At 57.7% G+C, this 20,297-nt stretch carries 17 protein-coding genes; 6 read left to right on the top strand and 11 right to left on the bottom strand.

What is annotated here, in order from left to right; translation table 11 throughout:
* The first annotated feature begins 32 nt into the window (after window positions 1-32).
* Window positions 33-1,376: a YihY/virulence factor BrkB family protein gene (locus U5K34_RS11645; RefSeq protein WP_322568567.1), complete on the top strand. Its 1,344-nt coding sequence runs from the start codon at window positions 33-35 to the stop codon at window positions 1,374-1,376.
* Between the two features lie 308 nt (window positions 1,377-1,684).
* On the opposite strand, the gene U5K34_RS11640 is transcribed toward U5K34_RS11645, so the two are convergent.
* The 9 genes from U5K34_RS11640 to U5K34_RS11600 all read right to left on the bottom strand — a co-directional run bounded on the left by U5K34_RS11640 (window position 1,685) and on the right by U5K34_RS11600 (window position 11,695).
* Window positions 1,685-2,227, bottom strand: coding sequence for a hypothetical protein (locus U5K34_RS11640; RefSeq protein ID WP_322568566.1), 543 nt, complete (start codon window positions 2,225-2,227; stop codon window positions 1,685-1,687).
* 324 nt (window positions 2,228-2,551) lie between these two features.
* The gene (gene pnp / locus U5K34_RS11635) at window positions 2,552-4,636 is read right to left on the bottom strand and encodes a polyribonucleotide nucleotidyltransferase (RefSeq protein ID WP_322568565.1); all 2,085 of its coding nucleotides are present in this window, start codon (window positions 4,634-4,636) and stop codon (window positions 2,552-2,554) included.
* A gap of 24 nt (window positions 4,637-4,660) precedes the next feature.
* Window positions 4,661-4,930, bottom strand: a complete 270-nt coding sequence (gene rpsO, locus U5K34_RS11630; RefSeq protein WP_310692457.1) for a 30S ribosomal protein S15 — start codon at window positions 4,928-4,930, stop codon at window positions 4,661-4,663.
* A 125-nt stretch (window positions 4,931-5,055) separates the two neighbouring features.
* Window positions 5,056-5,982, bottom strand: coding sequence for a tRNA pseudouridine(55) synthase TruB (gene truB / locus U5K34_RS11625; RefSeq protein WP_322568564.1), 927 nt, complete (start codon window positions 5,980-5,982; stop codon window positions 5,056-5,058).
* Between the two features lie 12 nt (window positions 5,983-5,994).
* Window positions 5,995-6,366: a 30S ribosome-binding factor RbfA gene (gene rbfA / locus U5K34_RS11620; protein ID WP_322568563.1), complete on the bottom strand. Its 372-nt coding sequence runs from the start codon at window positions 6,364-6,366 to the stop codon at window positions 5,995-5,997.
* A gap of 38 nt (window positions 6,367-6,404) precedes the next feature.
* A complete protein-coding gene (gene infB / locus U5K34_RS11615; protein ID WP_322568562.1) occupies window positions 6,405-8,930 on the bottom strand; it encodes a translation initiation factor IF-2 in 2,526 nt (841 codons plus the stop codon).
* 39 nt (window positions 8,931-8,969) lie between these two features.
* A complete protein-coding gene (gene nusA, locus U5K34_RS11610; protein WP_322568561.1) occupies window positions 8,970-10,466 on the bottom strand; it encodes a transcription termination factor NusA in 1,497 nt (498 codons plus the stop codon).
* A 74-nt stretch (window positions 10,467-10,540) separates the two neighbouring features.
* Complete coding sequence (gene rimP, locus U5K34_RS11605) at window positions 10,541-11,020, bottom strand: ribosome maturation factor RimP (RefSeq protein ID WP_322568560.1); 480 nt, start codon at window positions 11,018-11,020, stop codon at window positions 10,541-10,543.
* 162 nt (window positions 11,021-11,182) lie between these two features.
* The gene (locus U5K34_RS11600; RefSeq protein WP_322568559.1) at window positions 11,183-11,695 is read right to left on the bottom strand and encodes a hypothetical protein; all 513 of its coding nucleotides are present in this window, start codon (window positions 11,693-11,695) and stop codon (window positions 11,183-11,185) included.
* Window positions 11,696-11,993: 298 nt separating this feature from the next.
* Between U5K34_RS11600 and U5K34_RS11595 the strand changes: the two genes are divergently transcribed.
* From U5K34_RS11595 to zwf, 3 genes are all read left to right on the top strand, one after another.
* Window positions 11,994-13,391: an MBL fold metallo-hydrolase gene (locus U5K34_RS11595; protein ID WP_322568558.1), complete on the top strand. Its 1,398-nt coding sequence runs from the start codon at window positions 11,994-11,996 to the stop codon at window positions 13,389-13,391.
* A 314-nt stretch (window positions 13,392-13,705) separates the two neighbouring features.
* The gene (gnd, locus tag U5K34_RS11590; RefSeq protein WP_322568557.1) at window positions 13,706-14,614 is read left to right on the top strand and encodes a phosphogluconate dehydrogenase (NAD(+)-dependent, decarboxylating); all 909 of its coding nucleotides are present in this window, start codon (window positions 13,706-13,708) and stop codon (window positions 14,612-14,614) included.
* Window positions 14,611-16,095 (top strand): glucose-6-phosphate dehydrogenase, encoded by a 1,485-nt coding sequence (gene zwf, locus U5K34_RS11585; protein WP_322568556.1) that lies wholly within the window; start codon window positions 14,611-14,613, stop codon window positions 16,093-16,095. Before gnd ends, zwf begins: the two co-directional genes overlap by 4 nt.
* A 290-nt stretch (window positions 16,096-16,385) precedes the next feature.
* Here the strand turns inward: zwf and glk are convergent, their stop codons facing one another.
* Entirely contained in the window at window positions 16,386-17,357 is a 972-nt protein-coding gene (glk, locus tag U5K34_RS11580) for a glucokinase (protein WP_322568555.1), read from the bottom strand.
* Window positions 17,354-18,085, bottom strand: a complete 732-nt coding sequence (gene pgl / locus U5K34_RS11575) for a 6-phosphogluconolactonase (protein WP_322568554.1) — start codon at window positions 18,083-18,085, stop codon at window positions 17,354-17,356. Before pgl ends, glk begins: the two co-directional genes overlap by 4 nt.
* 86 nt (window positions 18,086-18,171) lie before the next feature.
* On the opposite strand from pgl, the gene U5K34_RS11570 reads away from it, so the two are divergent.
* On the top strand, window positions 18,172-19,434 hold the full coding sequence (locus U5K34_RS11570; protein WP_322568553.1) for an amylo-alpha-1,6-glucosidase: 1,263 nt from the start codon (window positions 18,172-18,174) through the stop codon (window positions 19,432-19,434).
* A complete protein-coding gene (locus tag U5K34_RS11565) occupies window positions 19,427-20,296 on the top strand; it encodes an HAD-IIB family hydrolase (RefSeq protein ID WP_322568552.1) in 870 nt (289 codons plus the stop codon). The genes U5K34_RS11570 and U5K34_RS11565 overlap by 8 nt, the downstream gene beginning before the upstream one ends.
* Window position 20,297 lies beyond the last annotated feature (1 nt).

The following is a 20,297-nucleotide window of genomic DNA, read 5'->3' as shown; positions in this document are numbered from 1 at the left end:
CGGGCCCGTTATCGGGCCCAAAGCGGGGCACAATGAAAGCGCTGAATCAGCTTCGCAATTACCTGCTCAATACGCTCTGGGAAACCGACACCCGGCAACTGTCACCCTGGCGAGCGCGCGGTATCGGGGTGCTGCGGGTGATGTATCTGATCGGCCGGGATCTGGCCACTGGCGAGCTGAATCTGCGTGCCATGAGCCTGGTCTACACCACGCTGCTGGCGATGGTGCCCTTGCTGGCGGTCAGTTTTTCGGTCCTCAAGGGCTTTGGTGTCCACAACCAGCTGGAACCCATCCTCCTGAACCTGCTCTCGCCCCTGGGAGAACGGGGTGCCGAAGTGACCCGTCAGATCATCGATTTTGTCGAAAACGTCAAGGCCGGGGTGCTCGGATCCGTTGGCCTGATCCTGCTGTTATATACCGTGATCTCGTTGACGCAGAAAGTCGAACGGGCCTTCAATTACACCTGGCAGGTCAGTCAACACCGCTCCATGGCACGCCGCTTCAGTGACTATTTCAGTGTCATTCTGATTGGTCCCCTGCTCATCTTCGCCGCCATCAGCGTTACCGCCTCCATCTCCAGCAGCACCCTGTATACGCGCCTTGAAGACACCGCCATGATTGGCTGGTTGTTGCAAAGCTTCAACCAGACACTTCCCTATGTGCTGGTGATTCTCGCGTTTGCATTCATTTATGTGCTGGTGCCCAACACCCGCGTGCGAGTTCGCTCGGCACTGATCGGCGCTGTCGTGGCCGGTATTCTCTGGCAAACCGTTGGCTGGGGTTTTGCTGAACTGGTGGCCTCCTCGCCCCGCACCATTGCCATCTACTCGGCCTTTGCCGCATTATTTCTGTTTATCATCTGGCTCTATATCAGCTGGCTGATTCTGCTGATCGGCGCCACTATCGCCTTTTATCACCAGTATCCGGAGCGTCGCTGGCGCGAGTCCCGACATCTGCGCCTGAGCAACCGGCTCAAGGAAAAACTGGCCCTGGCGGCCATGGTGGCCATCGGGCGCCGTTATTATCAGCAACAGGCCGAATGGACCCTGCCGGAACTGGCGCATCACCTGAACCTGGTCGAGCAGAGCCTGCATCCGATTCTCGATAAACTGGTCGAGGCGCAATTGCTGGTGCGCACCGAACACGATCCGCCCCGCTATCTGCCCGGCCGCGCGCCGGAAAAACTCGGTTTATTAAGCATTATTGAGTGCATCCGCCAGGCCGATGAAGATGAGATTGCCAACCCCGGGCGCCTGCCCGCCGATCCGGTGGTCGATGAGGCTTTCGATAACTATCAGCAGGCCGCCAGCGATCAGCTCAAGCACATCAGCCTGCGCGATCTGGTCGCCGGCGAGCCAATCGACACGGATCAATAACACGCCGAAGGCATTCTACCCGGCTATAATACTCTCGCAGAGGTGCAGAGTGCGCGGAGAATGAATAAACGCGTTCAGTTTCTCTGCGCCGTGGCGTTTCTGCGAGAGAACAGCGTTTTCCTTCTGCGACACATCAGATCCAAACAGGTATAACCACCGAAACACCGAACATATTGAACCGCACTGAAAAAACGGAGAATGAATCGTCGCTGGATTCGGTGTTACATGTTCCTTGACCCCGGAAAATTCCGGAAAGGTTCTGTTTCAGTGCCGGCTGGCGGACACTCGTCCACCTGCGAATGCCTTGCCTACATGCGCAGTTCTTTCAACCGCCGATCGATCCTGGCCTGCCAGCCGGTGCCCTGGGTGAACTCGTACATGTTGCGCAAAACATCCCGCTCGGCCGGTTTGCGTACCTTGCGCAGGACGACATTGCGCCGAAAACGGGAGGTATCGGTCAGTTCATGGATGACAAATGAACCGGCAAATTTTACTTCCCCTGGCCGGACATGGATCATGTTCTGGTAGGCCGTGCGGTTATCTTTAACAAAGGTGTAATCCTTGAACCGGGAATAGACCGCGGCAATGTAATATTTACCGGGTTTAATATTCTCGACCATGAAATCGCCGTTTTCGAACACCAGCACCCGCGGTGGAATCTTGAACGGCGGCAGATAGAATTTGCCGTATTCCCGAAATTCGATTTTGGTGATCTCCTGTGGCGCCACAACGTGTCCGAACACCACGGCATTGTCCGGCGATTGCACCGGATCCGGCGGCGCCGGCAGCGCACAGCCCGCCAGCGCGCCACACAGCAACAGCAAACCGCCCAGTTTCCTCATGGCTCTCATCCTCTCTCCTCGCAGCCCGTGCCGCCCCGGGGCGGCAAACATTCACCTCTGCCAGGAAATATGCATAGACCGGGCCAACCTGGACAAGCCACCTCTTAAAGTCAGAGGAAAAAACGCAAAGGACGCAAAGACGCAGAGAGCGCAAAGAAAAAGAAAACACTAATACTTAATTTTAATATGGATTGAAGCCGCGAAAGATTCAAAGGAAGACATCTTTGCGTCCTTCGCGTCTTGGCGTTCTCTGCGTTATTCACAGAGGAATAACTACCGATAAAAAAAGGGCCCCGAAGGGCCCTTTTTTATCAAGCACTTGGCGGGTTCGGCTTACTGGCCGACGGCCTTCATGCTGAGGCGGATACGGCCCTGTTTGTCGATCTCCAGGACCTTGACCTTGACCATCTCGCCTTCCTTGAGCTTGTCGCTGACGTTCTCGACGCGCTCTTCGCAGATCTGCGAGACGTGGACCAGGCCGTCCTTGCCGGGCAGGATGGTGACAAAGGCACCGAAATCCATCAGCTTGGCGACCTTGCCTTCGTAGACCTTGCCCACTTCGACATCGGCGGTGAGTTGCTCGACCTGGCGGCGGGCTTCCTCCGCGGCGGTCTGGTCATTGGAGGCGATTTTGACCACGCCGTCATCGGTGATGTCGATGCTGGTGCCGGTCTCCTCGGTGATGGCCCGGATGGTGGCGCCGCCCTTGCCGATCACGTCGCGGATCTTGTCCGGGTTGATCTTCATGGTGATAAAGCGCGGCGCGTAGCTGGAGAGCTCCTGACGGGGCTTGTCGAGCACGGCATTCATCTTGCCCAGAATGTGCAGACGGCCTTCTTTGGCCTGGTCGAGGGCGGCCTGCATGATTTCACGGGTAATGCCGTCGATCTTGATGTCCATCTGCAGGGCGGTGACGCCGTCTTCGCTGCCAGCCACCTTGAAGTCCATGTCGCCCAGGTGATCCTCGTCCCCCAGGATGTCGGTCAGCACCGCAAACTTGTTCTCTTCCTTGATCAGGCCCATGGCGATGCCGGCCACGGGAGCCTTGAGCGGCACGCCGGCGTCCATCATGGAGAGGCTGGAGCCGCACACGGAAGCCATGGAGCTGGAGCCGTTGGACTCGGTGATCTCGGAAACGACCCGCAATGAATAGGGATACTCGTCCATATCCGGCATCACGCCCATGACGCCCCGTTTGGCGAGACGCCCGTGGCCGATTTCACGTCGACCGGGCGTGCCGGTACGGCCGGTTTCGCCCACGCAGTAGGGCGGGAAGTTATACTGCAGCATGAAGGGCTCACGATAGGTGCCTTCCAGCGCGTCAACGACCTGGGAATCGCGATCGGTCCCCAGCGTGGTCACCACCAGCGCCTGGGTTTCGCCACGGGTAAACAGGGCCGAGCCGTGGGTACGCGGCAGGACGCCGGTTTTCACGGTAATATCGCGCACGGTGCGGGTATCGCGGCCGTCGATCCGCGGCTCGCCGTTGATGATACGGCTGCGAACGACTTTTTTCTCCAGCTTGCCAATGGCGCCCTGGACATCCGATTCGCTGTAACCGCCCGCCTCGTCGGAGACCAGTTTTTCCAGGATCTCGTTGCGAATTTCACCCAGGCGATCATAACGGGCCATCTTTTCCTTGATGGTATAGGCTTCGTTGATCTTCGCCTCGCCCAGTTCGGCGACGGCCTGATGCAGAGCCTCGTTCACGGCCGGCGGCTGCCAGTCCCAGGCGGGATTACCGCCTTCGGCGGCAAAAGCCTTGATGGCATCGATCGCGGTCTGCATCTGTTCGTGACCGTACATGACGGCACCCAGCATGACCTCTTCACTGAGCAGCTGGGCCTCGGATTCCACCATCAGCACGGCGTTTTCGGTGCCGGCGACCACCAGATCCAGCTCGGAGGTTTCCAGCGCCTCGCTCCCCGGGTTCAGCAGGTAGTTACCGTCCTTGTAGCCGACGCGAGCGGCGCCGATCGGACCGTTAAACGGTACACCGGAAACCGCCAGCGCGGCCGAGGTACCCAGCAGGGCGACGATATCGGGGTTCACTTCCGGATCCAGCGAGAGGACCGTGGCGATAACCTGGACTTCGTTGGCAAAACTTTTGGGGAACAGCGGACGGATGGGGCGATCGATGAGGCGGCAGGTGAGGGTTTCGGTTTCCGACGGTCGCCCTTCTCGCTTGAGAAAGCCGCCCGGAATGCGTCCTACCGCGTAGGTTTTTTCCTGGTAATTGACCGTGAGCGGGAAAAAGTCGCGGCCTTCAACCGCCTCTTTTTGCGCCACCACTGTCACCAGCACCACCGTCTCGCCCATGCGGATTTTGACAGCGCCGGTCGCCTGGCGGGCAATTTCGCCGGTTTCCAGCGTGACGGTGTGATCCCCGTATTTGAATTCTTTTGTTGTAACTGCCATGAATTGTCCTTCTACCGGCGTGAATTACTTGCGCAGACCCAGACTGGTAATCAGCTGGCGATAACGCTCCAGATCCCGGTTTTTCAGGTAATCGAGCAATTTCCGCCGTTTGCTGACCATGCGCAGCAGCCCCTGACGGGAATGGTGATCCTGCTTGTGGGTCTTGAAGTGATCGGACAGTTCGGTAATCCGAGCAGTCAGCAACGCAACCTGGACTTCCGCGGAACCGGTATCACCGGTAGAGCGGGCATATTCGTTCACAATCGTTGACTTATGTTCGGCGCTTAAGGCCATTCGCAAGCTCCTGTTCTGCAATCATTTTACCTGAAAATCAGAGCGCGTATTTTACCCGCGCCCCGGTCGGTTATACAAGCATTCCGTGAGGAAATGCCCGCTTTTTTCGCTTTGTGGCGCCCGCCTCAGCCGGCGCCGCTCACCAGTCGCTGGGGGGCCACCCGGCCGTCACCCAGAATTCGCCCCACCCCGATAAAACGGTGCTCGTCGCCGACAAACAGGCGCACCAGACCGCTGGTCGGGGCCCGGGTGATCTGCACCGCCTGCCCCTGACGCAGGTAATAGGCCGTGTTGTCCGTCAGCACCAGCTCGGGCCAGTCATCCAGTGCCGCCTCGACCGGCAGCAGGGCCCGATCCAGGGCCGCCAGGTCGCCATTCTCGGCCCGTTGTTCCAGCTCGGACAGGGTGACCGCGTCCGCCACGGAAAAGGGGCCGGCGGCCGTGCGCCGCAGGGCCGACAGATGGGCGCCACAGCCCAGCTGGTGGCCGATATCCTCGGCCAGCGTGCGGACATACGTCCCCTTGGAACAATGCACTTCCAGCACCATCTGATCGCCCTCCAGGCTGACCAGCTCCAGGCGATGGATGGTAATCCGGCGCGGCTGCCGCTCGATTTCCTTGCCCTGATGGGCGAGCTTGTACAGCGGCTGGCCGTTGACCTTGATGGCCGAGTGCATCGGCGGGATCTGCTCAATCTCACCGAGAAACCGCGCCAGAATCGCCTCGACCTCGGCCCGGCTGTAATCCCCCACCGGCTTGCGTTCCAGTACCTCGCCCTCGGCGTCGGCACTGGTGGTGGTGACCCCCAGCTGGCAGGTGGCCAGATAGCGCTTGTCCGAATCGAGCAAAAAGCCGGAAAACTTGGTCGCCTCGCCGAAACAGAGCGGCAACAGCCCGCTGGCCAGCGGATCCAGATTGCCGGTATGGCCGGCCTTGGCGGCCTTGAACAGCCGCTTGACCTGCTGCAATGCGGCATTGGAGGTCAAGCCGATCGGTTTGTCGAGTAACAGAATGCCGTTAACGGGACGGCCTTTGGGACGACGCCTTGCCACTGACTGACTACCTCACTCGTCGCGTTGCTTGTCGGATTTGACCGCGGCATCGATCAGTTGCGACAGGGCGTTGCCCCGCGCCATGGATTCGTCGTACACGAAACGTAACGCCGGGACGGTACGCAGGGTCATGCGCCGCCCCAGTTCATGACGCAGAAAACCGCCGGCCCGGTTAAGCACATCCAGGCTGGCGGCAATATCCTGTTGTTGATCGTCGAGCACGGTAATAAAGACCTTGGCATGTGCCAGGTCGCGGGAGACCTCCACGGCGGAAACGGTCACCATGCCCAGGCGCGGATCCTGGATCTCCTGCTGAATCAGGGTCGCCAGTTCGCGCTGCATCTGTTCGCCGATACGCCGGGTGCGACTGAAGTCTTTGGCCATGAGCCTGCCGTTGGGTAATAAACGCTGTCTGTGGCGGATCAGATCTGACGAGCGACCTGGAACCGTTCATAGACTTCAATTTGATCGCCGACCTTGACGTCATTGTAGTTCTTGACGCCGATGCCGCATTCCATACCCTGCTTCACTTCGTTCACATCGTCCTTGTAACGGCGCAGGGACTCCAGTTCCCCTTCGTAAATCACCACGTTCTCGCGCAATACGCGAATCGGGTTATGCCGCTTGACCACGCCCTCGGTGACCATGCAACCGGCGATGGCGCCCAGTTTGGGGGAACGGAAGACATCCCGAACTTCGGCCAGGCCAATGATCTGTTCGCGGGTCTCGGGCGAAAGCAGACCGCTCATCGCGGCTTTCACTTCATCGATCAAATCGTAAATGACGCTGTAGTAATGCAGGTCGACCTCTTCCTCGTCGATCAGGCGCTTGGCCACCGCATCGGCACGCACGTTAAAGCCGATCAAAATCGCGTTGGAAGCCACGGCCAGGTTGACGTCAGACTCGGTAATGCCGCCCACGCCACTGGCGACGATCTTGACCTTGACCTCGTCGGTGGAAAGTTTTTCCAGCGCGTCGGTAATGGCTTCGACCGAACCCTGCACATCGCCCTTGAGCACGACGTTGACCACGCCGACCTCGCCCTCTTCCATTTGCGAGAACATGTTTTCCAGCTTGGCGGCCTGCTGACGGGCCAGTTTCACATCGCGGAATTTGCCCTGACGGTACATGGCCACTTCACGCGCCTTACGTTCGTTGGGCACAACCACCGCATCGTCACCGGCATTGGGCGTGCCGGAAAGACCCAGGATCTCGACCGGAATCGAGGGACCGGCCTCTTCCACCTGTTCGGCCTTTTCATTGAGCATGGCGCGCACGCGGCCGTACTCAAGACCGGCCAGCAGGATATCGCCCTTGCGCAGAGTACCTTTCTGAACCAGAACCGTGGCCACCGGGCCGCGCCCCTTATCCAGACGCGATTCGATCACCACGCCCTGAGCATTGCCCTCGCAGGTCGCCTTGAGTTCCTGCACTTCGGAAACCAGCAGGATCGCCTCCAGCAGTGACTCGATACCCTCGCCGGTTTCGGCGGAAACATGCACAAACATGGTATCGCCACCCCACTCCTCGGGAATGACATCCAGCTGTGCCAGTTCATTCTTGACCCGATCCGGATCGGCTTCGGGTTTATCCATCTTGTTGACCGCCACGATCAACGGCACACCGGCCGCCTTGGCGTGCTGCACGGCTTCCTTGGTCTGGGGCATAACGCCATCGTCGGCAGCGACCACCAGAATCACGATGTCCGTTGCCTGTGCACCACGGGCACGCATGGCCGTAAATGCCGCATGGCCCGGGGTATCCAGAAAGGTAATATCGCCGTTTTCCTGTTCGACATGGTAGGCGCCGATATGCTGGGTAATACCACCGGCTTCACCAGACGCCACCTTGCTGCGGCGGATGTAATCCAGCAGCGAGGTTTTGCCATGGTCGACATGGCCCATTATGGTCACAACCGGCGCACGGTGAACCGCTTCACCGACTTCATCCTCGACGACCAGATCTTCTTCAATCGCATCGGCCTTGAGCAGCTTGACGTTATGCCCCATTTCATCAACAACGAGCGCCGCGGTATCCTGATCCAGCACCTGGTTTATCGTCACCATGGAGCCCATTCCCATCATGACCTTGATGACTTCGGCCGCCTTGACGGACATCTTCTGTGCCAGTTCGGAGACGGTAATGGTTTCAGGCAGCGCCACTTCATGCACGATCGGCGCATTGGGCCGCTTAAAACCGTGCTCCCCGGATGAACCGGCTGCCGCAGGGCGCGGTTTGCCCGAGGAACGCTTGCGACGCTTGCCCGACTTGTCGGCGGTAACGTGCAACTCCTGGCGGCCGTAACGGGTAGCCCGATCCTCTTCTTCACGGGTGCGTTCCTTACCCTTTTTGGCCTTGCTCGGACGCGCGCCCGGCTTGGTTTCCTTGGCTTCCTCGGCCTGTTTGCGTGCGATCTCTTCCTGCTGCTGTTTGGCGGCGGCCGCGTCTTCTTCGGCCTTGCGCTTGGCTTCGAGTTCGACTTCGCGCGCCTTGCGTTCTTCTTCCTCGGCGCTGCGTTTGGCCTGCAGTTCCGCCTCGCGCTGCTTGGCCGCTTCCTCGGCCTGACGTCGCTCTTCTTCCAGCTTGGCCTTTTCAGCCAGCACTTTTTCGGCCTTCTCCTGTTCCTGCTCCATCACCGTACTGCGCTTGACGTAGGTCCGTTTCTTGCGCACTTCGACGGTGACTGATTTACCTTTGCTCTGCCCACCGGTCTGGCGAAGCTCGCTGGTTGACTTGCGGCTCAAGGTGATTTTTTTCGGTTCCTTGAGACCACTGCCATCCGCGCCATGTTTATTGCGCAGGAACGACAGCAATTCCATCTTTTCGGCATCCGTAATCATCGCATCAGCGTCGGACACCGGCAGGCCTGCTTCCTTGAATTGTTCCAGCAGCCGATCTACCGATATACCTACCACTTCTGCGAACTGTCGGACGGTTACATCTGCCATATACTCTCTCTCCTGCTTCCTCAGCGTTCTGGTTTGTCGTTACTGACTCTGTTCTTCGGCAAACCAGGGTTCACGCGCTTTCATAATCAGTTGCGCGGCTTTCTCTTCATCCATCTCATCAATTTCCATCAGCTCGTCGACAGATTGCTCGGCCAGATCTTCCATGCTGCAGATTCCCTTGCCGGCCAGTTTGTAGGCCAGGTTCTGATCCATACCTTCCATGTTGAGCAAGTCTTCGGCCGGCTCGGTGCTGTCGACGGTTTCCTCGCTGCTGATGGCCCGGGTCAACAGGACATCCTTGGCCCGGCCACGTAATTCTTCAGCAATCGACTCGTCGAATTCCTCAATCGCCAGCAGTTCATCCATGGGGACGTAGGCAACCTCATCAATGGTTGTGAAGCCTTCCTGTACCAGGATCGAAGCCACTTCTTCATCCACGTCCAGTGAGTGCATGAACTGTTTTTGAACCCGCTCGGATTCCTCTTCGCTCTTGGACTCCATATCCGCGACGGACATGACATTCAATGTCCAGCGGGTCAGCTCACTGGCCAGCTTGACGTTCTGGCCACCCCGACCGATGGCCTGGGACAGCTGCTCCTCGGCCACGGCGATATCCATGGTGTTGGTATCTTCATCCACTACGATGGATTCAACATCCGCCGGTGACATGGCGTTGATCACAAACTGGGCGGGGTTCTCGTCCCACAGGACTATATCGATACGCTCGCCGGACAGCTCGTTGGACACGGCCTGGACCCGCGAACCGCGCATGCCTACACAGGCACCGACCGGATCGATGCGCGAATCATTACTGCGTACCGCAATCTTGGCACGGGAGCCGGGATCGCGCGAGGCACCGAGAATATCGATCAGACCTTCACCGACTTCAGGGACTTCAATCTTGAACAGTTCAATCAAAAACTCGGGCGCGGTGCGGCTGACAAACAGCTGCGGGCCACGCGCTTCGGGACGAATCTCCTTGAGATAGCCGCGAACCCGATCACCGGGGCGTACCGATTCACGCGGAATCATGTCTTCGCGCGGGATAATCGCATCGGCGTTTCCGCCCAGGTCAAGATAGACATTGCCCCGTTCAACCCGTTTGACCACACCCATCACCAGCTGGCCGACCTTGCTTTCATATTCTTCAATAATCTGCGCGCGCTCGGCTTCGCGGACTTTCTGCACGATAACCTGTTTGGCGGTCTGGGCGGCAATACGACCGAACTCGATCGACTCGACCTCTTCCTCGACAAACTCGCCAACCTGAATATCCGGCTCTTCAACCTGGGCCGCGCTTACTGTGGTTTCGCGCTCCGGGTGCTCCATGCCATCATCTTCCACCACTTCCCAGCGACGAAAGGTTTGATAGTCACCATTGTCTCTGTCGATACTGACGCGCAGATCGACATCGGTGTTGTAACGCTTTTTGGTCGCCGTGGCCAGCGCACCCTCGATGGCGCCAAAAATGGTATCCTTCTCCACGCCTTTCTCGTTGGATACCGCATCAACCACCATCAAAATTTCTTTGTTCATAACCCGGCCTCTGAAAGCAAAATCAAATGCAAGCTAACTGTTTAAATCCGTTGTCGCTTCGTTTCACAAAGCGATTAATGACTCTGCATAATCGCATCGTAATCGGGGATCAGATTGGCTTTTTCAACCTGATCCACGTTTAATTCATACGCCTCACCAGCGTCATCGATAATCCGGACGACATTGTCATCCACGCTCTCGATACGTCCCGCCAGCTTGCGCCGCCCGTCAACCGCATGGCGCAGGCGCAGTCTGACTTTCTCACCGATAAAGCGGGTGTAATGTTCAGACGTAAACAGGGGTCGATCCAGTCCCGGCGAGGAGACCTCGAGATTATACTGCCCCCGGATCGGATCCTCGACATCCAGCACACCGCTGATCTGGTGACTGGCCTGCTCGCAATCTTCCAGGGTGATACCCTCTGGCGAATCAATAAAGACCCGAACCACTGTATGCCTGCCCTGGGACTGGTGCTCAACGCCCACCAGCTCGTAACCCAGCGCCTGTACGGCCGAGGCGATCAGTGTGGTCAGCCTGTCTGTTGCCCGTCCCATTTTTCGGTACACCCCTAAACAAAAAGTGGGCGCGAGGCCCACTTCCTGAATAACACCAAATTCGTGCCGGATTGTAACACCTTATATATAGACCCGGCAATCCTGCGGAGTGAAATTTACCGCCTTACCCCGCAGCATGCAAGGCCTGCAACTACCATCGGCTCAGGGAAATGCCGGAATGGTCGGATCGACATCACGCACATCGGCTTCGGGGTGGTGCTGTTTGACCCGCTTCGAGAGCGTTTCCACCTGTTCCACCGGCACATCGACCATCATCAACAGGCGCCCCTGTTCGATCTGGGCCCAGAAGCCCTTCAGCCGGGTATTGGGAATGTTGACCGCCACCATGGTCGAGGCAAACAGCCCGATCAGGGCCCCGCCGACGGTGATCGAGCCGACCGACCAGACCTCCAGTCCGGAAACGATATAGCCCATCATGACGGCCAGACTGCCGAGCAACACACCGGCAAAGGCCCCGACAATTGCCCCGAGCTGGGCGCCATGCACCAGATCGCTGCGCTGCAGCAGGGACGCTTCGGGCAGATCGCCCAGATCCCTATCGGAACGGGCCAGCACATGAATATGCCGCTCCTCAACTTTCGCCAGCAACAATTCGTCATGAATCGCCTGGGCCGATTTGACATCGGGAAGCACAAAATATAACCGCCTTCTCATCACTGACCTCCTTCCTCATGATTGAGGGTTGGTCGGGCCGAGGCCCGAGCGTTGGAGAAGGATATCGTCCTGTTATTTTCAGTATAGTTGACAAAAACAGTTTGAATAGTGCGATCCACCCCGCAACGGCTCAGACTGAAACGCTTCCCCGTGGCCATATGCTGACTCATCCCTTGTGGCCGACACGCCCGACAGTCGCCGCGGAACATCTCGCATTTCTACCTGTATTACAGACATCTGTTTTGCGTGTAGAGTGTCAGCACAGAACCCGGCACTGACGGCCACACAGGAGGCACGTATGGCAAGTCTGCAGTTTCTCGGGGCCATCGGCGAAGTCACCGGTTCGGCCTATCTGATACGCACCGCTCGCAGCACCCTGTTGCTCGAGTGTGGTTTGCATCAGGGCCGCGGCGCCGATCAGGCCAATGAAGCGCCCTTCGAGTTCAGCGTGGCCGAGATCGACGCGGTGGTGCTCTCGCACGCTCATCTGGATCACAGCGGCCTGTTACCCAAACTGGTGAAGGAGGGCTATCGGGGGCCAATATACATGACCCGGGCCACCCACGATCTCCTCGATATCATGCTGCACGATGCGGCCTTTTTACAGATGAAAGATACCGAATGGGAAAACAAACAGCGCCATCGTGCCGGCAAGGCCCCGCTCGAGCCGCTGTATACCGACCAGGATGTCGAGACCACACTGCAACAACGCCAGACCCTCGATTACCGGCAACGTATCCCGATTTGCCCGGATGTACAGCTTCAGTATCATGATGCCGGTCATATCCTCGGCTCGGGGATTGTGGAACTGACACTCGAGGATAGCGACCCGCCCCGGCGACTCGTCTTCTCCGGCGATCTCGGCAATATGCACCATCCATTGTTGCAGGATCCCGCGTTCCTGCAACAGGCCGATACCCTGTTGCTCGAATCCACGTACGGGGATCGCAATCATCGCGCTTACCCCAATACCGTGGAAGAATTTCATCAGGCCCTGCAGGCCGCCAGTGAGGCCGGTGGCAATGTCCTGATCCCCGCCTTCGCCGTGGGCCGCACCCAGGAGATCCTGTTCTGGCTGGGCAAGTTTTATCGCCAGGGACGCCTGCCCCAGCGTCAGATCTTTCTCGACAGCCCCATGGCGATTGCCGCCAGCGAACTCTATTTTCGCTATCTGCATCTGTTCAACGACGACGATGCCCAGGCCTTCGTCGAGACGGTCAAACATCGCTGGGAGGAGTGGTTACCCGGTCTGCGTTGTACCCGCACGGTCGAGGAGTCGATGCAGATTAACCAGATTCACGGTGGCGCGATTATCATCGCCGGCAGCGGCATGTGTACCGGCGGACGCATCAGTCACCACCTGAAAAACAATCTCTGGAAAAACAATACACATCTGATCATCGTCGGCTTTCAGGCCGCCGGGACCCCCGGCCGCGCCCTGGTCGACGGGACAGAACGGCTCAGGCTGTTCGGTCACGACGTCAGTGTCAAAGCCCATCTCCATACCCTTGGCGGGTTCAGCGCTCATGCCGACCAGCAACATCTGCTCGAGTGGGCCGGCCACTTCCAACCCCGACCGAAACTCTATCTGGTGCACGGCGAACAGGATAAACGCGAAATCCTGCAGGAACAGTTCCGCCAGCAACACGACTGGAACGCCCACCTCCCCGCCTACAAGGAAAAAATCGAACTGTAGGAAACTTCTCTCTTCTCATATCTCTGGAAATTGACGCAGAGAACGCAAAGACGCAAAGGACGCTGAGAAAATAATTCAGAAAAGTTTGTACAACGTGATTTTTCACCATCCTGGCAGTGCCGGAATTTGCCTGGTACCTTGTTCGATTCTTTAAGGCAAAAACCTTTGCGTTCTTTGCGTCTTTGCGTCCTTTGCGTTGTTTCCATAGTACTGAAAAGTAGTACTGAAAAGCGGGATCATCAGGCGGGCGATTCTCATTCCCGGCCCGGCTGTGCTAAGTTAATAACATCATTTTCAAACGGACAGGAATACTCATGCGCATTGCACTGATTGGTCTGGGCAAGATGGGGGCCAATATGGCCCGGCGGCTGTTGCGCCAGGATATCGAGGTGGTGGGCTATAACCGCTCACCCGATATCGTCAACCAGCTGGCGGAAGAGGAGAAGCTGATCCCCGCCGAAAATCTGGAAGCGGCCATCACGCAACTGCCAACACCACGTATCGTCTGGCTGATGCTGCCGGCCGGCGAGGTCACCGAACAAACCCTGCAGTCCCTGCCCGGCCTGTTGCAAGCGGGCGATATCGTGGTCGACGGGGGCAATGCCAATTATCACGACAGCCAGCGCCGCGCGGCCATGCTGGCCGAACACCAGATTGGGTTTGTCGATGCCGGGACCTCCGGCGGGGTCTGGGGCCTGAGTGAAGGCTACTGCATGATGGTCGGCGGCGAACGGGCTCACGTGGAACCCCTGCTGCCGGTCCTCAAGGCGCTGGCGCCGTCCCCCGATCATGGCTGGGCCCATGTCGGCCCGCCCGGTGCCGGCCACTTCACCAAGATGATTCACAACGGCATCGAATACGGCATGATGCAGGCCTATGCCGAAGGCTTTGCCCTGCTGCAGGGCAAACAGGAGTTTGAGCTGGATCTGGGGCAGATCAGCGAACTGTGGCGTCACGGTTCGGTGGTGCGCAGCTGGCTGCTGGATCTCTCCGCCGAATTCTTGCAACAGGATCAGCAGCTGGCCAATATCAGCCCTTATGTCGCCGACTCCGGCGAGGGGCGCTGGACGGTGATGGAGAGTATCGATCAGGGCACCGCCGCGCCAGTGCTGGCGCTGGCCCTGCACATGCGCTTTGCCAGCCAGGATGAGACGGCCTACGCCAACCGGATTCTGGCCAAAATGCGCGAAGCCTTTGGCGGCCATGCGGTAAAATCCGAATGATTGAACTGGAACCCTGCACCTTTATTGTCTTCGGCGCGACCGGCAACCTGGCACGTAACAAGCTGCTGCCCGCCCTCTACCATCTGGAAGAAGCGAACCGGCTTCCGGATGAGATGTGCGTGGTCGGTTTTACCCGCCAGGCAATGAGCGAAACCCAGTGGCATGACGAGATCACCGAACTGTTACGCGAGCGCGCCCGGGATGGCCTGAATGATAACGTTATGCAGCGCCTATTACAGCGCCTGCATGTGTTCAGTGGGGATATGACCCGGGGCGAGTCATTACAGGACCTCAAGGCCTATCTGGAATCCAATACCAGTATCCCGACGAACCTGGTGTTTTACATGGCGATTCCGCCTTCCTACTACTCGGCGGTCAGCCAGGCCATTGCCAGCGCGGGGCTGAATAACGAGGATCAGGGCTGGCGGCGTCTGGTGATCGAAAAACCGTTCGGCTACGACGTGCAAAGCGCCACCCGGCTGGACGAAAACCTGCAAAAAACCTTCCGTGAAAAACAGATTTTTCGTATCGATCATTACCTTGGCAAGGGTATGGTGCAAAACGTTCTGGTGTTCCGTTTTGCCAACCTGATGCTGGAACCGTTGTGGAACCGCAATTACATTGACCACGTGCAGATCACCCATTCGGAGACCCAGGGGATCGCCGGGCGTGCCGCATTCTATGATCAGGTTGGCGCCATGCGCGACATGATCCAGAGCCATCTGTTGCAGATGCTGACGCTGGTTGCCATGGAGCCCCCGGCCAATCTGGATGCCGAGTCCCTGCGTGACGAGAAGGTCAAAGTGCTCAAATCGATCCGCCCCATTCCCCGGCGCGCCATCAACGCGCACGCCTATCGAGCCCAGTATACCCGCGGCAAGATAGACGGCCGTAATGTGACCGGGTATGTCGATGAAGACGGCGTCCCTCCCGACAGTACGACCGAAACCTATTCGTCACTGAAATTGTATATCGATAACTGGCGCTGGCGCGGTGTGCCTTTCTATTTGCGTACCGGCAAGCGGCTGGCCCAGAACAGCTCCATGATCAGCATCCGCTTCAAGCATCCGCCGCAACAGCTGTTTCGCAAGACCCAGATTGAAAAACTCAAACCCAACTGGATCCTGCTGGGTATCCAGCCCCAGGAATGCCTGCGCATGGAACTGCAGGTCAAGGAACCGGGACTGGAGATGCAGACCCACACCACCCGCATGGACGCCAGTTATTGCGGCATCAACGCCTATCCGCTCGATGCCTACGAAACCCTGCTGCTGGATGTCATCGAAAACGACCGCTCGCTGTTTTTACGTTATGATGAAATCCAGCTGGCCTGGGAAGTCGTTGATCCCGTCGTCAAGGCCTGGGACAGCGACAACGAATTCATCCACACCTACCCCGCCGGCAGCTGGGGCCCGCCCGAAGACACCCGCCTGTTCGACCACGAAGACCACTACTGGCGCAACTCGCTCGACGAAGAATGAAACGCAGTATTAGCTATACACTGTAAATAACGCAAAGAACGCAGAGACGCAAAGTTCGCAAAGGAATAATTTATTACTTAATTTATTCCACAACCCGCAGAGATAACAGTACTGATCCGCATGCCTTGCTCTTCGTTCCTCTGCACTGCTCAAATGATGGCGCGTAGTATGGCATCCTACCCGGTTTTAATTGCGGCACAGTCGCGTCTATCTCTGCTAACTGTTATCTGCCAATTTTTACAATATTTTCTTTGCGTTCTCAGCGCCTTTGCGTTCTTTGCGTTAAATATCTATTTATCTATATTCCCCGCATACCACGCGGCGCCGAGCAGGCCGGCGCGGGGGGTGGTGATGGCCTTGATCGGCATACTTTCCAGCAGTTCGTTCATGGGCGGTTTGTTGTTGAAGGTGGCCAGAAAATCGCTCTCGCCCAGCGCCCCAAGCAGATGGGCCGTGATACCGCCGACCAGATAAACGCCGCCGGTGGCCAGGCCCACCAGGGCCAGGTTGGCGGCACAACTGCCATAGATACGAAAAAACAGATCCAGTGCCTGCGAAGTCTGCAAATCCTCCCCCGCCAGGGCCAGGCGGCTGATGGTCGCCGGTGGGTTCTCAGTCTGTAATACCCGTTCGGCATCCGTGCCGTTGCGCCAGGCATAATAGCGATACAAGCGTACCAGTCCGGGGCCCGACAGGATCTGCTCGTAACTGACGCGCCTATCCGCGTGGCGTAAAAACCGCAGCAGATCGGCCTGTTCGTCATCCAGCGGGGCGAAGTCCATATGCCCCCCTTCCGAGGGTATCACTATCGGCTCTGCCTGGTACGTACTGACCAGGGCCATACCCAGACCGGTGCCCGGCCCCAGCACGGCCCGATTGCCGCCGATCGTCTCGCCGGTCTGCAGAATGTGATAATCGCGCTCATTGAGTATCGCCAGGCTGTAGGCATTGGCGACAAAATCATTGATCAGGCTCACCTGCCGGATGGCAAAGCGCTGTTCCAGTCGCTCGCTATCCAGTGTCCAGGGCAGATTGGTCAGGCTAACACGGCGCTCCCGCACCGGCCCGGCCACCGCAAAACAGGCCGAGACGATGTCATGCTGACAGTCATGTTCATCCAGAAAACGTTCCAGAATCGTCTCAAAACCGGCAAACTCGCGGGCCGGATAATGTTGTTCGCCATGAATGACGAGCTGCTCCGCCTGCACCTCGGCCAGCAGGAGCCGACAATTTGTCCCCCCGAGATCCCCGGCAATAATCACGTCGACTCCGGCAATTCACTGGCGGCGGCCTGATCCAGATACCATTCAATGCGCCCCTGTGGAGCCAGTTTCTGGACCGGAAATTTGCGTTCGGTTTCGGAGCCAAACACCCGGGCGATCACCGCTGCCTTTGTCTCGCCACTGACCAGCAGCATAAGATAACGGGCCGTATTGAGCACCGGATAGGTCAGGGTGACACGCCAGCTGTTCAGCTTTTCCACATAGACACTGACTACCGGACTATCGTTGACAGTCAGTGCCGAACTCTCAGGAAACAGTGATGCGATGTGTCCATCATCACCGACCCCCAGCATAATCAGATCAAAACAGGGCTGTCCATTGGCACCCCGATTGACATTTTCCAGCTCCTGGCGATACGCCACCACCGTGGTTTCAATATCCGGCTGGACATGGATGGGATGCACGTTGGTCTCCGGAATCGGGACATGATCGATCAGGGCTTCACGGACCATCCGGTAGTTACTGTCGGGATGATCGGCCGGAACATCCCGCTCATCCCCCCAGTAAAGATGGATCTTGTCCCAGTCGAGATTCTCCCGCTGTAACAATTCGTAAACCGGTTTCGGTGTCGAACCACCGGCCAGCGCAACATGAAAACTGTTGCGGGCACGGATCGACTCATTGGCCAGTTCCACCCAGCGTTGCACGGCAGCATGAACCAGCTGCTCGCGGTCGAGATAAACCTGATACGGTTGCTGAGATTTCAAGCACGGACTCCTGCGTTGATTCGCTGTTCAAATCAACATACACTGCTTTGTGTACTGATTCTATAACTTGGCGAGTTCCCGTTCCCATGTCAAGACATGCAGCCTCCAATCACATTGAGGAAAACGGTTACCAGAAAGCCTGCGATCTCCTGCATGAATGCCGGACGCGGGTCGGTTTTCTTGCCAGCCCGACAGACAGCAACAATTATCGGCGCATCTGGTCGCGTGACGGGGTCATCCTCTCTCTGGCCGCCCTGCTGACCGAGGAACCCGAACTGCTCGAGGCGGCCAGGGAAACATTGCACACCCTGGCGCGCTATCAGGGCCCCCATGGCGAAATTCCCAGTAATGTGGACCCGGCCGCGAAACGTGTCAGTTACGGCGGTACCACCGGGCGGGTAGATGCCTGTCTCTGGTTTGTCATTGGCTGTGGTGAATACTGGAAAGCCAGCGGCGATCGCGAATTCATCGAGAAAATGGTGCCGGTACTGGAGAAGATCCGGTTCCTGCTCGGCGCCTGGGAGTTCAACAACCGCGGGCTCATTTATGTACCGCAAGCCGGAGACTGGGCCGATGAATATCTGCATTCCGGTTATGTACTGTATGATCAGCTGCTCTATCTCCAGGCACTGCGCACCCTGCGAACCGTCCATCAGGATCTGCAGGGCACCAGCGATCATACTCTCAAGGAACGCATCGCTCATCTAAAACACCTGATTCAGGCCAACTACTGGTTTCATAACGGGGACGGCATCCCCGACGATGCCTATCACGAAATTCTTTATCGCAAGGGGCGGGAAGCGGAATCCGGCTGTGCCGGACGCTACTGGATGCCCTTTTTCTCTCCCACCGGCTATGGCTATCGATTCGATGCCTTTGCCAATATTCTTGCGTCGCTGCTGGATGTGGCCGAGGAAACACAGAGTGAAGCGGTAGACGATTTTATTCACACCATTACACCGAAAAAACTGTCCCTGATTCCGGCATTTCACCCGGTCATTCATCCCCCGGATCGGGACTGGAAGGATCTGCAAATGACCTTCTCCTATACGTTCAAGAACAAACCGCATGAATATCATAACGGGGGCTTATGGCCGATGCTGACCGGCTTTTATGTCGCCGACCTGGCCCGCCGCGGCAAAACGGCGCTTGCACAGCAGTACCTGGCCGGCATTCATCAGGCCAACGCCCTGGACAGTGATGAAACACCCTGGAGCTTCCCCGAGTTTGTCCACGGCAGCAAACTCACTCCCGGCGGTACCCGCAAACAGGGCTGGAGTGCCGCTGCCGCGTTAATTGGCCACTGGGCCATCAAGGGCAAAAGCCCGTTTCGTATCGACCATGACTGAGCGTGTTCTGATCTGTACCGATCTGGATCGAACCCTGATCCCCAACGGCCATCCGTCCGAATCGACCCTGGCCCGCCCGCTTTTGCGTCGACTGGTTGAACGGGATGAGGTCTATCTGGCCTATGTATCCGGGCGTGACAAAGTGTTATTGAACGAAGCGATCCGGGAATGGGATTTACCACTGCCCGATTATGCTATCGGGGACGTGGGCACCACGTTATACACCATTAACGGAGGTCACTGGCAGCTGATGAGTTCGTGGCAGGAAGAGATCAGCCGGGACTGGGGCGATTACCAGCGCACCGATATCGCCGACTGGTTGCAGGATATTGACGCACTGACCCTGCAGGAAGCGCACAAGCAAAACGATTACAAACTCAGTTATTATGCTCCTGTCGATATATCTGTCGAAACGCTGTTGAGAGACATCCGACAGCGGCTGGATGCCCGACACCTGCGCTACAACCTCATCTGGAGTATCGATGATCTCAAGCAGATCGGGCTGCTGGATATTCTTCCGCAACGGGCCAACAAGCTGGAGGCGATCCGGTTTTTAATGCAGTCGCAGGCGTTCCCCGTCGATACCACTGTTTTCTCCGGCGACAGCGGCAATGATCTTGAAGTACTGACCAGTGAAATCCAGGCCACCCTGGTCAACAACGCCAGCGAAGCCATCAAGCAACAGGCCACAGAAATGGCCGAACAAAACGGCTATGTGAATCGACTGTATATCGCCCGAGGGGATTTTCTGGACATGAACGGCAACTACGCCGCCGGCATCCTCGAAGGCCTGGCCCACTATATCCCCCATACCAGAAAATGGATGACAGAGACGGAAACTAGTCGGGATGGTGGAAGTTAAC

It is taken from the genome of Thiohalophilus sp. (assembly GCF_034521165.1).
Taxonomy (GTDB): domain Bacteria; phylum Pseudomonadota; class Gammaproteobacteria; order UBA6429; family Thiohalophilaceae; genus Thiohalophilus.
This window is presented reverse-complemented; position numbering and strand designations above follow the sequence as displayed.